We start from the raw sequence: 13,377 nt of genomic DNA, 5'->3' as shown, positions 1-13,377 counted from the left end.
TCGAGTTAAATCCCGGCAATGATCGACGGCAGGCGAGACGATCCTCGCGCCTCAGATGGCGACCTGTTCGCCGAGCTCGACGACGCGATTCGACGGCAGGTTGAAATAATCGGACGGGTCGATCGCAAAGCCTTCCAACGCCATGAAGATCCGTTCCTGCCAGCCGGGCAGTCCGGTGTTCGGCGTTCTGACGAGGTTGCGGCGGCCGAGATAGAAGGAGGTCTTCATGATCTCGAACTTGAAACCCGCCTCCCGGCAGAGCGCCAAGGCCCTGGTGACATCAGGATCGTCCATGAAGCCGAAGGTGATGTCCAGGCGGACAAATCGCGGCGACAGCTGGCTGATCTTGATGCGTCTGCTGTCGGGGACATAAGGCTCGTCCTCGGTCCAGACGGTCAGGATGACGTTCTGTTCGTGGAGCACATGATTGTGCTTGAGGTTGTGGAGCAGAACACTCGGCGTCCGGTCGGGGACACTGGTCAGAAAGACCGCCGTTCCCGGAACGGTGACCGGCGAATGTTCCGACTTCCGCTCGATCGATTTGATGAAGGAATCGAGCGGGATCTCACTGTTGGCCCGCAGTCTCTTCAGGTAGGCCTGCCCGCGGGTCCATGTCCACATCAAGATCATGATTGCCAGCGCCAGGGCGACCGGAACCCAGCCGCCATCATGGATCTTCAGCAGGTTGGCGGCCAGGAACAGGACCTCGATGATGAAAAGAGGCAGCAACAGGGCGACAGCGAGCACAAGGGAGTAGCCCCACACGGCCCGCAGGAACTGGAAGGCTAGCATCGTCGAGATGACCATGGTACCGGTCACCGAGATGCCGTAGGCGGTCGCCAGTGACTCCGAATCGCCGAAGGAAAAAATCAGCATCAACACGCCGATCAGCAGCAGCAGGTTGACGCTCGGCACATAAATCTGGCCGGTGTTGGTCTCTGATGTGAATTTGATGCGCAGCCTTGGCAGGAAGCCGAGATGAACCGCCGAACGGGCCAGCGAAAACGCGCCTGTGATGACGGCCTGACTGGCGATGATCGTTGCCATCGTCGCGAGAATGACCACCGGCAGCAAGATCCAATCGGGATACATCAGGAAGAACGGGTTTGATGCCGTCTCGGGATGGGAGAGAACGAGTGCGCCTTGGCCGAGATAGTTCAGGAGCAATGCCGGAAAGACGAGCACGAACCATGCCGTCTGGATCGGGCGCCGCCCGAAATGCCCAAGATCGGCATAGAGCGCCTCGGCACCTGTCACGGTCAGAAAGACGGCGCCAAGTACGATAAGGCCGACACTGCCGGCATGGGCAAGGAACGAGAGCGCATTAATCGGATTGAGCGCAGCCAGGATCCTCCAGTCGTCGCCGATGTGGATGAGGCCGCCAACTGCCATGGCTAAAAACCACAAGACGGTAACCGGCCCGAAAAACATCGAGACAGCAGCCGTCCCCCTCGACTGGGCGGCGAACAGGACGATCATGATCGCCGCCGACGCGAGCGGGACATAGTCGGCAAAGGCCGGCGTGACCAGTTTCAGGCCTTCCAGCGCCGACATGACCGAGAGAGCAGGCGTGATCATGGCATCGCCGATGAACAGGGCCGCCCCGATCAGCCCGGCGAAGAACAGCACCGGCACGTTTCGACCCATCTTCTTCATCAGAAGGGCGAGAAGCGAGAGCGTGCCGCCTTCGCCGTCATTGTCGGCTCTAAGCAGGAACAGCACATATTTGAAGGTCACGATGACGGTCAGGGTCCAGACCATCAGCGAAATCAGACCGATCACCTCCGGCTCGTGTATGCCATCGGCGGAAAAGGGCCTCAGCGCCTCGCGAAAGGCATAGAGCGGGCTGGTGCCGATATCGCCGTAAACGACGCCGATTGCGCCGACGACCAACCCGACAAAGCCGCTCCGGCTGCCGGCATCACCGGTCTTGTCTGCATGTGTTGAAGTCATGGTTCCCCGCTCATGGCGCTTGCTTACACGCAGAAACATATGCCGCATTGGAGAACGGCAAGTAAATTGGCGCCGATGCAAACTTTTCGTGACGGCCAGGCGCCAGATGCGGGCTGGAATGATGGCCCTGAACCGGCCAGGATGAACTGATCCGGGAAATTTGTTGTAGGGCATTCGAAGTCAGTTTCCGAGCCGGGGCGCGCCGACGAGATCGATGACGAGACGTTGTCGAGCTGGAGCGGGGTCTTGCAAGTCTCAAAGACGACGACGTATTACCGTCTGCGCCGAAAGTATTATCTGTGTCGTTTGCACTATAATTCGTGCGGGCAATGGCGGCGCTATGCGACATCACCCAATGTGGCTTGTCGACGATGGCCAATTCTGCGGCAGAGTTCAGGTTTTGTCTGCAATTAGGCCGAACGTTCCGAGATGACCTTTCCGAGATAGTATAGCCCTTGAATGCTGCGGAGATTGCCTGCGTAATCTAGAAAAATTCACCGTCAGATTGTTTCTAATTGCCGCCATGATTCAAATATACGTTCCCGGCCGCGATTTTTTCTTCGCCACATTTCTGATGTTCCAAATTATCCAAACAATGGTGAGAAACAATGAAAATTATTCTCGTCATAGCCCTCACGCTTTTTGCCGCCCCCTGTGAAGCCGACATGCTCGGTACGGCTTCCAGATATGACCGCATGCATGAACGCTCCATCTCCTTCCTCGGCGTTAATCCTCGCAGAATATCCTGGTGCGGCGCGTTCCTCGCGTTTGTTGCCAAACGATCCTCGCGGCAGCCGCCTGATAATCCCAACATGGCGCGGTCCTGGATGAAGTTCGGCAAGCCGGTCGTCGCCCGCTCGGCCAGGCGTGGCGACGTGGTGGTGATCCGAAGCGGCAAGCGCTTCCACGTCAGCCTGTTCGACCATTTCGACCAGCGGCGTCAGTACGTCTACCTCTTCGGCGGCAACCAATCCAACCGGGTGCAGCTGTCGCGTTACCGCGCAAGCTCCGTCGTCGCCGTCCGACGATGAGGCAGGCCGCCAGTCACGAAGCGGAATTCCCAGTGCCTTGACGTTCGTTCCCAAACCTCGATAGCGGCGGGCCTATGGTTTGCGCGCTCTGACATGAAGGAAGATCGGCGCAACGCGGGTGTCGGCAACGACGGGCTCGGCCAACGCCACTTCGGGTGAAGCCATGGGCTCGCCGAAGGACTCGATGACAAGCCCGGCTTCGACGATCATCGACACCCAACTCGTAAGCGTGCGGTGAAAGCGCGGAATGGAGAACGGTGTCAGCGTCGCCCGTTCGCCTTGAGGTATGGATGAAAAGATCCAGCGCTCGATCCGGCCGTCGCTCTCGTCGAAATAATCGGCGATTTCTACCGCGATTGGCTCGCCCGCCTCGTTGCGGACATTGCGGCGCTTGGGCGGCACGAAACAGGGATGCAGGATAGAAAACTGCAGAAAGCCGCCGGATTTTAGGATGCGGTGGACGCCCCTCAGTACGCCACGCTGGTCAGCCATGTCCATCATCGACATGAAGGCGGTGACGAAGTCGAAACTCGCCTCGGGAAAATCGATGCTCTGGCCGTCGCCGAGCACGTAGTCGATGCCCAGCGGCGCCTGGGTCTCGCTCTCGCGGGCATAGCGAATAAAGGTTGGGGCAATATCGAGGCCCGTCATGCGGGCGCCGAGACGAGCGACGGCGCGGGTATTGGAGCCTTCGCCGCAGCCGAGATCGAGTCCAGCAAGACCCGCGACAGGCGGCAGCATATTCAGAAAAGCCGGTGTGTTCAGCGCGTCGCGATATTTGTCGTAACCTGCCCTGGAGTAGATCGTCCAGGTCTCGGCATTGCTCTCCCAATGGGCGGCAACGTCATTGGCGTTCATGACTCTCTCCTTGCCCGGTTCGAACGAGCAGCAAGCTATAGTTGCAGTCTATGGCAAAGGGAAGACGAACGGAAAAGGATAGCGGCTACGACGCCTCGTGGCATCACCCTCGGCTGACGCTCCTGAACGCAGCGATGATGCTCTCCGCCGCCAGTTCCGCCTGATCCGATGTCGTCTGGAAGTTGGTGACAGAGAGGCGCATGACGTCGCGGCCGCGCCATTTGGCGCCACCGGCGAAGAGGATGCCGTCAGCCTGGATCCTTTCGATCGCCTTTCGCGTCAGCACGTCGCTTTCGTCGTCCGGGCGATCGGCTGCGAAGCGGAGGACGAGCTGGTTCAGCGCCACCTCGTTCAGAATGGCGATGCCGGGTTCGCGCGCGAGCCGGTCGGCCATCAGACGGGCCGAGGCGCAGCATTGGTCGATGAGGGCTTCGATGCCGTTGCGGCCGAAATGTTTCAGCATCGCCCAGGTGGCGAAACCGCGTGCCCGTCGCGAAAGCTCCGGCACGTAATGGGAGGGGTCACGCTCGCCTTCGCCGGCGAGCGGCAGGTAGCTTGCGGCGATCGTCATGGCGCGGCGATGGGCGAGTTCGTCGCGGACGATCGCATAGCCGCAATCATAGGGCGTCTGCAGCCATTTATGGCCGTCGGTCGCCCAGCTGTCGGCCGCTTCGACGCCGCGGCTGAGATGGCTCACCTTCTCCGATGCCTGCGCCCACAGGCCGAAGGCGCCGTCGACATGCACCCAGGCGCCTTTCGCCTTCAGCGGTGGGATGAGCCTGTCAAAATCGTCGAAAGCGCCGGTATTGATCTGGCCGGCCTGAAGAACGGCGATCAAGGGGCCGGCGACCGCGTCAAGCGCGCCGGGAAGTGCCGTCGGGTCGATCCGGCCCATCGCGTCGGTGGGCAGGCGCAGCACACGGTCATGCCCGAGACCGAGGAACTGAAGCGCGGAGAAGACGGTTGTATGGGCATCGTCGCCGATCAACACGGTGATTGCCGGCGCGCCGAACAGGCCGTCGGCATCGGCATCCCAGCCGACCTTTCGCAGCACCTCGCCGCGGGCGGCTGCAAGGCAAGTGAAATTGGCCACCGTGGCGCCGGTCACGAAGCCGACCGAGCTTTCAGCCGGCAATTTCAGGAGATCGAGAAGCCATCGTGCCGCTATGGCTTCAACGGCAGCCGCTGCCGGAGCGGCGAAATGGTTTCCGGCGTTCTGGCCCCAGGCGCTGGTGAGAAAATCGGCTGCGACGCCGACCGGATGAGAGCCGCCGATGACCCAGCCGAAAAAGCGCGGGCCGGTGGTTGCATGCAGCCCGGGTTCGGCGCCGTCGGAGAGCTGCCGGATGACATCGAGCATATCGGAGCCGGCCGCCGAAAGCGGCTCGTTGAAGACTGCAAGGCAGGCGGCGTAGTCGTTGCTTGGCACATGGCGGGCAAAGGCCGTTTCCCGAAACCCGGCCGCAAGCCGGGCTGCCTCCTGAAACAGAGTTGCGATTGCCGACATCGGATCTCCCGCGCCAACGGCTCCGGCCCTGACAGAACCTCCTCAAAGCAAGCTGTTGACGCAGGCAGTCTAGCCGATATTGCCGACGCTGTCTTGCCGCTCCTGTGAACGCGCGGCCACGACCCTACGCGGCATGGCTTCGTGAGGCATTCAGCCGGACATCAGGAAACGGTGGCGGCCTCGCCTCCTGCGCGGCCATCGACGCTACAGCATATCCGCGAGGCTCCAGTGATGTACGCCTGCGCCTGATCGCCGAGCGGCTCCCCGTTATAGCGCTGCGCCATGTCGAGGAGGTGGCGCGGCTCGCCGGGATCGGCATCGACGATCCGTTTTATTTCTCGCGCCTCTTTCACGAGCATGAAAGCTGCAGCCCAAGCCAATTTCGAGCGCGGTACCGGAGAATGTGAGGGGCGCGGGGCGACAGCCGTTATATGAGGATCTTTCATCTTAGCCGCGATGCGCACGGTGAAATCGATCATTACGTGAGGTAATTTTTAATATTGTTAGCGATTTCGTGCGGTGATTTCTAATCACTCCGGGTAACTTTAAAATTCATTGCCTTTTTTGTAAGTATCCATCAAAGATGTGGAAATATCATTCGCAGTTCTGTCAATGTCGTTCTGCCAACAGCGAGGGATATGCGCTGAAATATTTTGTTCTCTACGCGCTCGTGTGCTCGGCGGTTGGGGTAGTCCTTCTCGTCGTCATCCATCAGATCGCACCGTTCGACGTGGACGGGCCAAACCATTCCATCGCCGCCCGAATGATCGATGACACCGCGACCGGGACGGTCGGCAGTGCGCCGATCCGGCCAGATGACCTAGTTGTAGGGTCAACTCCCGCGCCTGCGCCCTATGAACCACCCGTCCGGCAATCTGATCAATGGGACCTCCGGCCAACGAATTCGCCGGCGGGGGAGCCATTCGATTCATCGGTCGCACGAAAAGGCGGTCGGGTAGGAACGCCGATGCAGTGACCGGCGGAGTACCGCAGGCGCAACGCCTGTTGGACCCAATACGCATCAGCCGGAAAATAGGGCCGATAGGCGTTTGTCACTGTTTCGGCGTCCCTTTGCGCATCTTCGAAGACGCCGCGCCACTGCGCGGAAACAATCCCCCTTGTCGGTACCGACCTCGATTGCATTGCCCCGAACTGTCAGTATTGACAGTATCGCGTTGATTGCAGGAGGTTTCGATGGATGCGAGCTTTGTGACGATCAGGCTTATCCAGGCAGACGAGGTGGAGTCTTTCCGGCGTGTCCGTCTGGAAGCGTTGCGCGCCGAACCGTCCCTCTTTGCCAGCCGCTACGAAGACTGGGAGGCTCTTTCCATCGAGGAGTGGCGCAATCGACTGAGCGACCCGGTTTTTGTCGCGTTTCAGAACGGCGAACCGGTCGGCATTATGGGCCTGCTTCGGCAGCGGTCGAGCAAGATGATCCATCGCGCCACCATCATCATGGTCTATGTCCGCGCAGAGCTGCGTGGAACGGGCCTTGCCGGGACGCTGCTGGAGACGATCTCGGATCACGCGCGTGATATCGGCGTCCGGCAGCTGGAACTGTTCGTCAGCGCGGAGAACCCCGCGGCAATTCGGTTCTACCAACGTCAGGGTTTCTCTGAGATCGGCAGGATTCCCGGCGGGGTGCTGGAGGAGGGCAGGGAGATTGACGACGTGATGATGGCGCGCCGTATCGTCGAGTAGACATTACGCGGATTTTCTTCGCGTAGCGGTTTGTCGTCGCCTCGGCGATATCCCAATCACTCGCCGTCGTCCTTCGGGGGCCTCAGGATGATCCTTCGAGGCCTCTGATCGTGGTGAGCGCAGCGTCTGTTCGCCTTCTCACGTCAGGCCCAGGACGTCCCGCATATTGTATTCGCCGGGCGCGCGCCCTGCGATCCAGCGGGCGGCGGCCAGCGCGCCGCGGGCGAACATGCCGCGATCGAGAGCCGAATGCGAAAGCGTGACAACCTCCTCGGCGGCGGCAAACAGCACCTTGTGTTCTCCGACGAGCCCGCCGGCGCGCAGTACGGCGAAGCCGATCTCGCCGGGCGGCCGCTCACCGGTGATGCCGTCGCGGCCGTGCCGCTCGACGGATGCGAGGGAAACGCCGCGTCCTTCGGCGGCCGCTTCGCCGAGCATCAGCGCCGTGCCGGATGGCGCGTCGATCTTCTTGTTGTGATGCGCTTCCAGGATTTCGATATCCCAACCATGGGCAGGAAGGGCGCGCGCGGCCTGGGTGACGAGGCCGACCAGCATGTTGACGCCGATCGAGAAATTGCCGGAGCGCAGGATCGGAATGGTGCGCGCGGCCTCGGCGATCCGCTCAAGCTCATCCGGTTCGAAACCTGTGGCGCCGATCACCAGAGCCGGTCCGCCCGCCGCGGTGCACAGGCCGGCAAGTTCGGCGGCAGCAGCTCCCGTCGAGAAATCCAGGATCACATCGGAGGCCGCCATCGCGGCCGAACGATCGATCAACCCGGCGCCTGCGGCGCCGTCACGGCCGATGCCGCCGACGAAGGCAAAATCCGGATCGGCCGCCAGCAGCGGCAAGATGGCTCGCCCCATGCGGCCGTTCGCGCCGGCGACGGCTACTTTGATTGGTGTGGTCACGTTCTTTCCTAATTCAGGAGGGTGAATGCGAGGCGGAGGGGTCTTGTCGCGCTGGACGCCAATAGAGCAGAGCGATAGTGTAAACAATGAGTACGATCGGTATTTCCGCCACGACGGGAATCAGAATGATGCCGTCGCCAGCCCCGGCCTCTTCTCCCGGCGCCATCGTCGGCGTTGCCAAAATGGCGAGCGTGATCGGCGAGAAAAACACCCATAAAAATGCCAGTGCATGCGGCAGCCATCTATGCCGCTTGAGCATTCGCGCGATGAATATAGCCGAAACGGGTATGAGACGTTCGAAACAAACACAAGCGAAAGCGCAAGGAATTCCGGCAGGATTGTCGGGTAATGTGGATTGTGCTCCATCAGGTTTCTCAGAGGCTGCGGTCTATTGGATGTGAGCCAGGCCGGGGGCTTTCCTGCATCTACCAGTTGCCGGGGTCGGCGGTGTGATCGATGCTGGCAAACTCGTCAGCTTTATTCCGGTCCAGCTTGACCTCGGTCGCCACCTGCGTCTCGTCGGTGACCGAATAGGCGTCAGGAACCGGCCCTTTTGATAATTCCTGATATAGGAGTAGAGCGGCCTCCTCGGCTGTATCGGCCTCGATCTCGCGGGTAATTGATACGGTGAACTTGTGCATGGCTTCGGCCTCTCGATTGTCGCGCAGGCATGGCAGTCTGACACGAGTTTTGTGTTGAGGACACAAAAACTGCGCCGCATGGAATTTGATTCATGTGACGGCTTCCCGCCCCCCTTTTGATGCCGGCGCGAACTTCTGCAGCGTCGATTGGGGCCCCCCGGCTTGATGCTTTGCCATGGCCAGCGCCGCCGATGTAGCAGCCCCTGATCTGCAGGAAATATTCTGCATAGGCTGGAGAAAGACGGTTCGGCTCTTACTTCAGAGAGGAGCAGAAAACGAGGAGCGAAAGGGCCGTGAAATGGCAAAGAATACGATTTGCGTATGGTACGACAGAGAGGCTGAGGCCGCCGCCCGCTTTTATGCCGCGACTTTTCCGGACAGCGCCGTCGGTGCTGTCATTCGTGCGCCGGGAGATTATCCCGAGGGCAAGCAGGGAGACGTGTTGGTTGTCGAATTCACGGTTGCGGGTATTCCTTGCATTGGACTGAACGGCGGTCCTACGTTCAAACACAGCGAAGCTTTCTCGTTTCAGATCGCAACCGAGGATCAGGAAGAAACCGACCGCTATTGGAACGCCATTGTCGGCAATGGCGGCCAGGAAAGCGAATGCGGCTGGTGTAAAGACAGATGGGGCGTGTCCTGGCAGATTACGCCGCGGGTGCTGACCGAGGCGCTTGCCGCAGGTGGTGACGAGGCAAAGCGCGCCTTTGATGCGATGATGACCATGCGGAAGATCGACGTTGCGGCGATCGAGGCCGCCCGGCGCGGCTGAGCCCGTCCGGCGCGGACGATCGGCGCCCCGGCCGAGGCTGGTGCATGGCGGGTTTTCAGAACCAGAGATCGCGCACGCAGCGTCCCTGGGAGGGAAGGTCTTCGAATGTCTCAAGCCCATCGAAGTGATCGATGGGCAAATCAGCCACGCGATCCGGCGGCGCAAGCCGAATGTTGACGGCCATGCGGCGGCGGCCGTCCTTTTGAAGCCGCAGGCCGCGCCAGCTCAAAACGCAGGCGCAGGAGGGGCAGAACAGGATTTCGAGAGATGAGTTTTCCCTGCCTGCTCGGGTATAGGAAGCGGTCTGCCCGCTCAGAGCGATACGCTCCCCCTCATAGTCATAGGCCCACAGTACGCCGTAGCGTCGGCAGAGAGTGCAGTTGCACGCGGTAATCGAGCCGGGATCGCCCTCGAGCATCCAACTCGTCTTGCCGCAATGACATGAGCCCGTCAGCATGCGCGTGCGTTCAACCTCTGCGCCTCTTCACACGCCGCATCCTGCCTCAATCGGATAGTGACGGCAATTGGACATCGTTGCTTCCCGGGCCGAGCCATCGCGATAACCGCCCATTCGATCATTTTGAAATTTCTAATTGAGGTTGAGGCCGGAAGATGATCCCATGCGACCTGGCGTAGTTGAGTCCACGTCTCTTCCCCATTTGATCCGGGTGGCCAATGTCGATCTCAGATGCGATCTATCGTCCTTTCGAAACCTGGATCAGGCCGCTCGATATTGCCTATCGGCCACTGCCGTCCAAGGGGCCTGTGGCCGTCCTTCTGCACTTCATTTCGATGTTTCGCGGCGTGCTGATCACACTTGCGCTTTGCTCCATGGTGTTCGAGGTGATCAACCTGACGATCGTCTGGGGGCTTTCGGTCATCGTCGATGGTGTGACGCAACAGGGTGCTGCCGCCTTCCTGGAGAAAGAATGGCTGCTGCTTGCTGTCCTCGGCTTCCTGATCTTCCCCGTGATGCCGATCGTTTCCTTTACGCTCAACACCCTTAGCTCGCATACATTGGGCATCGCCATGCCGGCTGCCATTCAGTGGCAGGGCCACAAGGCGGTGGAACGGCAGGACCTTGCCTTCTTCCATGATCTCTTTGCCGGCCAGGTTTCCTCGCGACTGCAGCAGGTGTCTTCCGCCGTCCAGCAGCAGATCCTTGCCGGTTTCCAGTCCGTCCCGCGTTTCCTGATGCAACTGGTCGGCTCCGTCATCCTGCTGAGCGCTCTGGCCTGGCAGCTTGCCGTGCCGGTCGTCGTCTGGATCGCGCTCAACGTCGCTTTCACCGCCAGGATCGTGCCTGTTTTTGTCGAACGCTCGCGGCGCACCGCCAAGCAGCGCAGCATGGTGGCCGGCGCTATCACCGATCTCTATACCAACATGCAGATGATCAAGCAGTTTGCGGCCGAAGACAGTGAGGCAGGCGCAATCCGCCGCATCATTCAGAAGGCCGTGCAGACGCAGCACAGCGAGCAGCGCATCTATCGCTCGTCGGAAGTGACCGTCGTGGTTCTCAACACCCTGCTGTGGCTGGCCATGCTGTCGATCGGATTTTCCGGCCTCGTCAAAGGCTTCCTCACGGTCGGCGAGTTCGTCGGCGCGGTCTACATCCTCCACCGCCTGTCGTCGCAGATCTTCGTCTTCCTGCAGATGGGCCAGCAGATCTTCCAGGCGATCGGCACGATCAAGGACGCCATGCCCGTCATGACGACGCCGCCGACGATCAGCGACCGGCCGGATGCGAGCGAACTTGCCGTGCAACAGGGCGAGATCCGGTTTGAGAACGTCCGCTTCGCCTATAAATCGGGCAAGCCCGTGATCGACGCCTTGTCGCTGACGGTGCGGCCGGGCGAGAAGGTGGGGTTGGTCGGCCTCTCGGGGGCAGGCAAGACCACGCTCGCAAATCTGCTCCTGCGCTTCTACGACATCAAGGCGGGCGCGATCCTGATCGATGGACAGGATATCCGGGCGGTCACGCAGTCAAGCCTTCGCCGCGCCATCGGGGTGATCGCGCAGGACGTCGCGCTGCTGCACCGTTCGGTCGGCGACAATATCCGCTACGGCCGGCCGGAGGCGACGCAGGAAGAGATCGAAAGGGTATCGAAGATGGCGAGCGCCGATGCCTTCATCGCCGATCTTGCCGACGGCGAAGGCCGTAAGGGTTATGACGCCTTCGTCGGCGACCGCGGCATCAAACTGTCAGGCGGCCAGCGCCAGCGTGTCGCCATCGCTCGTGTTCTTCTGAAGAACGCGCCGATCCTGGTGCTCGACGAAGCGACCTCGGCCCTCGACAGCGAATTCGAAGCCGCCATCCAGGAAAGGCTGAACCTCGTCATGGAGGGAAAGACGGTGATCGCCATCGCACATCGGCTTTCAACCATTGCCAGGATGGACCGGATCGTCGTGCTCGATCACGGGCGGATCGTGGAAGAGGGCAGGCCGGACGAACTGGTGGAACGGGATGGTCTGTTTGCCCGCCTGTGGAAACGCCAGACCGGCGGTTTTATTCCTGAAGATATCGACTAATCCTTGCCGACCTCGCCGGCGATCTGCCCACGACGGGATGAAAAATCGCCTGTCAGTCGGGCATCCGTTTTCCCCGTCACGGTCGATATCGATGTTCGGCCGAACGCAAAGGCCGGCTGAGGATTGCGGGTCTCGATGCAGTTTCCCGCGCGTTATTCCAGCAGCCCGAATATCGGGCCATAGCCGCCGTGCCAGGACCAGTCGTTGCGTCCCATCTCCGGATTGTAAAGTCCGACGCCGCGTCCACCATCGAGAAACAAGGCGTCCGGACAGTGCAGACGATCGCGGAAGAGCCGCGCGAAATCGTGGAAATTCACACCGTCTTCGCTGATCGCGAAGCGAACGGTCCCCTTCTCGCAGACACCGACGCCGCTTCGGCGGGTCCGGTCCGTCGAACCGATAATGAAGATTGGATTGAGCCTGTTGGCGATGACGAGCATCGGGCCGGACTGGGTGGCGAAGCGTGCCTTAGGGGCGAGTTTGAGGAACGCATCGGTCGGTAGGATGCCGGCGCCGGCTTCGCCCAGAAAGAACACGCCATTCGGCTTCTTGTAGAAATTCGGCACCTGGCCGGCGGCGCGTTCGGCAGCCGCCATATTGGCGGGTCTCAGTTCCCTGCCGTTCTCGACATACAGTCCCATCGGCGAAAAGTCGGCTCGATACATGCCGGCATTGACGGCGAAAGTCAGCCTTCGCCCTTCGGCCCGAGCGGCTTCGGCAAGGTTTGAAAAGGCGCGGTATGGCTTTCCGTCGGCGCCCTTCCAGAACAGACGCAGATCGACTTTTCCCACTTCCAAAGTGCAGACGACGTATTTCGCCTCATCGAAGGTGACCTTTTCGCATTGTTCGGCCTGCGCGTGGTGCAGGGGCAATAAGGCTGCCAGCACTAATGTCAGAGAGAGCATGCCGTATTTTAGATAGGTCATTTGGGGTTCCGATTTGGCACCGCCGAGCCGGAATCCGGTTTCCGCTCTGGCGGCACTGCGGGGAGTGGGAACTCCGTAGATACCCGCAATGATCGCCTTCTGTAACTGGCAGCCGATGATTTCTGCTGGATCGTGTGTGAATGTCTACGCAGCTACCGGTGCAATGGATTCGACCAAGTCGAATGCCTCGATGCGGTTCTCGGCGCTATCCGTGCCGGGTGGCGCCGGGGCTACATCACCCTGGCAAGCAGGCGAGAGTGGATCGTCAGGGGCAGTTCCTACCAGGCGGTACGGGCCGTGCCGAGGGCTGTCGTGTGCGAGGATGAAACCTGGGCGACGTGCGCCTTGAGCGACACGACGCAGTTTCCGGGATAGGTGAGCTTGTGCAGCGTCAAATGCTTGAGCAACGCTTCTGCGTCGCGCTTCTCGGTCAGCGGAAATGTCACAGTCATGCGAGTTCTCCAAATGACAAACTGAGCATCGGCAAAAAAGCTAATGCTGAGATTCTTTTGCGTCGCAACAAGAAAATTTTAATAATAAAATTAAAATC

General features: G+C 60.4%; 14 protein-coding genes. 5 read left to right on the top strand and 9 right to left on the bottom strand.

What is annotated here, in order from left to right; genetic code table 11:
* Nucleotides 1–51: 51 nt before the first annotated feature.
* Nucleotides 52–1,953, bottom strand: a complete 1,902-nt coding sequence (locus A7X77_RS08480; RefSeq protein ID WP_064682742.1) for a potassium transporter Kup — start codon at nucleotides 1,951–1,953, stop codon at nucleotides 52–54.
* A 608-nt stretch (nucleotides 1,954–2,561) separates the two neighbouring features.
* On the opposite strand from A7X77_RS08480, the gene A7X77_RS08475 reads away from it, so the two are divergent.
* On the top strand, nucleotides 2,562–2,984 hold the full coding sequence (locus A7X77_RS08475) for a TIGR02594 family protein (RefSeq protein ID WP_064682511.1): 423 nt from the start codon (nucleotides 2,562–2,564) through the stop codon (nucleotides 2,982–2,984).
* 72 nt (nucleotides 2,985–3,056) lie between these two features.
* Here the strand turns inward: A7X77_RS08475 and A7X77_RS08470 are convergent, their stop codons facing one another.
* The 3 genes from A7X77_RS08470 to A7X77_RS34370 all read right to left on the bottom strand — a co-directional run bounded on the left by A7X77_RS08470 (nucleotide 3,057) and on the right by A7X77_RS34370 (nucleotide 5,828).
* The gene (locus A7X77_RS08470) at nucleotides 3,057–3,842 is read right to left on the bottom strand and encodes a class I SAM-dependent methyltransferase (RefSeq protein WP_064682510.1); all 786 of its coding nucleotides are present in this window, start codon (nucleotides 3,840–3,842) and stop codon (nucleotides 3,057–3,059) included.
* A gap of 103 nt (nucleotides 3,843–3,945) precedes the next feature.
* Complete coding sequence (locus tag A7X77_RS08465; protein WP_064682509.1) at nucleotides 3,946–5,349, bottom strand: pyridoxal phosphate-dependent decarboxylase family protein; 1,404 nt, start codon at nucleotides 5,347–5,349, stop codon at nucleotides 3,946–3,948.
* Between the two features lie 161 nt (nucleotides 5,350–5,510).
* Complete coding sequence (locus A7X77_RS34370; RefSeq protein WP_064682508.1) at nucleotides 5,511–5,828, bottom strand: hypothetical protein; 318 nt, start codon at nucleotides 5,826–5,828, stop codon at nucleotides 5,511–5,513.
* Nucleotides 5,829–6,543: 715 nt separating this feature from the next.
* On the opposite strand from A7X77_RS34370, the gene A7X77_RS08455 reads away from it, so the two are divergent.
* On the top strand, nucleotides 6,544–7,050 hold the full coding sequence (locus A7X77_RS08455) for a GNAT family N-acetyltransferase (RefSeq protein ID WP_064682507.1): 507 nt from the start codon (nucleotides 6,544–6,546) through the stop codon (nucleotides 7,048–7,050).
* 138 nt (nucleotides 7,051–7,188) lie between these two features.
* Here A7X77_RS08455 and dapB read toward each other — a convergent pair whose 3' ends face one another.
* Nucleotides 7,189–7,959, bottom strand: coding sequence for a 4-hydroxy-tetrahydrodipicolinate reductase (gene dapB, locus A7X77_RS08450; RefSeq protein WP_064682506.1), 771 nt, complete (start codon nucleotides 7,957–7,959; stop codon nucleotides 7,189–7,191).
* An 86-nt stretch (nucleotides 7,960–8,045) separates the two neighbouring features.
* Here dapB and A7X77_RS32995 point away from each other — a divergent pair, with 86 nt between their 5' ends.
* Nucleotides 8,046–8,360, top strand: a complete 315-nt coding sequence (locus A7X77_RS32995; protein ID WP_156668094.1) for a hypothetical protein — start codon at nucleotides 8,046–8,048, stop codon at nucleotides 8,358–8,360.
* Nucleotides 8,361–8,384: 24 nt separating this feature from the next.
* Here A7X77_RS32995 and A7X77_RS08440 read toward each other — a convergent pair whose 3' ends face one another.
* Nucleotides 8,385–8,600, bottom strand: a complete 216-nt coding sequence (locus A7X77_RS08440; RefSeq protein ID WP_064682505.1) for a hypothetical protein — start codon at nucleotides 8,598–8,600, stop codon at nucleotides 8,385–8,387.
* Between the two features lie 298 nt (nucleotides 8,601–8,898).
* Here A7X77_RS08440 and A7X77_RS08435 point away from each other — a divergent pair, with 298 nt between their 5' ends.
* Entirely contained in the window at nucleotides 8,899–9,372 is a 474-nt protein-coding gene (locus A7X77_RS08435) for a VOC family protein (RefSeq protein WP_064682504.1), read from the top strand.
* Nucleotides 9,373–9,427: 55 nt separating this feature from the next.
* Here the strand turns inward: A7X77_RS08435 and A7X77_RS08430 are convergent, their stop codons facing one another.
* Nucleotides 9,428–9,829 (bottom strand): GFA family protein, encoded by a 402-nt coding sequence (locus tag A7X77_RS08430; protein ID WP_064682503.1) that lies wholly within the window; start codon nucleotides 9,827–9,829, stop codon nucleotides 9,428–9,430.
* Nucleotides 9,830–10,047: 218 nt separating this feature from the next.
* Here A7X77_RS08430 and A7X77_RS08425 point away from each other — a divergent pair, with 218 nt between their 5' ends.
* Nucleotides 10,048–11,901 carry an ABC transporter ATP-binding protein gene (locus A7X77_RS08425; RefSeq protein WP_064682502.1) on the top strand — a complete coding sequence of 618 codons (1,854 nt, stop codon included), beginning with the start codon at nucleotides 10,048–10,050 and terminating at the stop codon, nucleotides 11,899–11,901.
* 152 nt (nucleotides 11,902–12,053) lie between these two features.
* Here A7X77_RS08425 and A7X77_RS08420 read toward each other — a convergent pair whose 3' ends face one another.
* Both A7X77_RS08420 and A7X77_RS33425 read right to left on the bottom strand, forming a co-directional pair.
* Nucleotides 12,054–12,827 carry a phosphodiester glycosidase family protein gene (locus A7X77_RS08420; RefSeq protein WP_064682501.1) on the bottom strand — a complete coding sequence of 258 codons (774 nt, stop codon included), beginning with the start codon at nucleotides 12,825–12,827 and terminating at the stop codon, nucleotides 12,054–12,056.
* A 278-nt stretch (nucleotides 12,828–13,105) separates the two neighbouring features.
* Nucleotides 13,106–13,279 (bottom strand): hypothetical protein, encoded by a 174-nt coding sequence (locus tag A7X77_RS33425; RefSeq protein WP_016733396.1) that lies wholly within the window; start codon nucleotides 13,277–13,279, stop codon nucleotides 13,106–13,108.
* Between the last annotated feature and the right edge of the window lie 98 nt (nucleotides 13,280–13,377).

Origin of the sequence: Rhizobium bangladeshense (genome assembly GCF_001662075.1) — a bacterium.
Classification (GTDB): Bacteria; Pseudomonadota; Alphaproteobacteria; order Rhizobiales; family Rhizobiaceae; genus Rhizobium; species Rhizobium bangladeshense_B.
Note: the sequence above shows the minus strand (reverse complement) of the source record. Positions and strands in the feature narration are given on the sequence as shown.

Bases quoted from the DNA above. Each gene is read 5' to 3' on its own strand.
- A7X77_RS08480 (WP_064682742.1), bottom strand. From the start codon at position 1,953: ATGACTTCAACACATGCAGACAAGACCGGTGATGCCGGCAGCCGGAGC.
- A7X77_RS08475 (WP_064682511.1), top strand. From the start codon at position 2,562: ATGAAAATTATTCTCGTCATAGCCCTCACGCTTTTTGCCGCCCCCTGT.
- A7X77_RS08470 (WP_064682510.1), bottom strand. From the start codon at position 3,842: ATGAACGCCAATGACGTTGCCGCCCATTGGGAGAGCAATGCCGAGACC.
- A7X77_RS08465 (WP_064682509.1), bottom strand. From the start codon at position 5,349: ATGTCGGCAATCGCAACTCTGTTTCAGGAGGCAGCCCGGCTTGCGGCC.
- A7X77_RS34370 (WP_064682508.1), bottom strand. From the start codon at position 5,828: ATGATCGATTTCACCGTGCGCATCGCGGCTAAGATGAAAGATCCTCAT.
- A7X77_RS08455 (WP_064682507.1), top strand. From the start codon at position 6,544: ATGGATGCGAGCTTTGTGACGATCAGGCTTATCCAGGCAGACGAGGTG.
- A7X77_RS32995 (WP_156668094.1), top strand. From the start codon at position 8,046: ATGAGTACGATCGGTATTTCCGCCACGACGGGAATCAGAATGATGCCG.
- A7X77_RS08440 (WP_064682505.1), bottom strand. From the start codon at position 8,600: ATGCACAAGTTCACCGTATCAATTACCCGCGAGATCGAGGCCGATACA.
- A7X77_RS08435 (WP_064682504.1), top strand. From the start codon at position 8,899: ATGGCAAAGAATACGATTTGCGTATGGTACGACAGAGAGGCTGAGGCC.
- A7X77_RS08430 (WP_064682503.1), bottom strand. From the start codon at position 9,829: ATGCTGACGGGCTCATGTCATTGCGGCAAGACGAGTTGGATGCTCGAG.
- A7X77_RS08425 (WP_064682502.1), top strand. From the start codon at position 10,048: ATGTCGATCTCAGATGCGATCTATCGTCCTTTCGAAACCTGGATCAGG.
- A7X77_RS08420 (WP_064682501.1), bottom strand. From the start codon at position 12,827: ATGACCTATCTAAAATACGGCATGCTCTCTCTGACATTAGTGCTGGCA.
- A7X77_RS33425 (WP_016733396.1), bottom strand. From the start codon at position 13,279: ATGACTGTGACATTTCCGCTGACCGAGAAGCGCGACGCAGAAGCGTTG.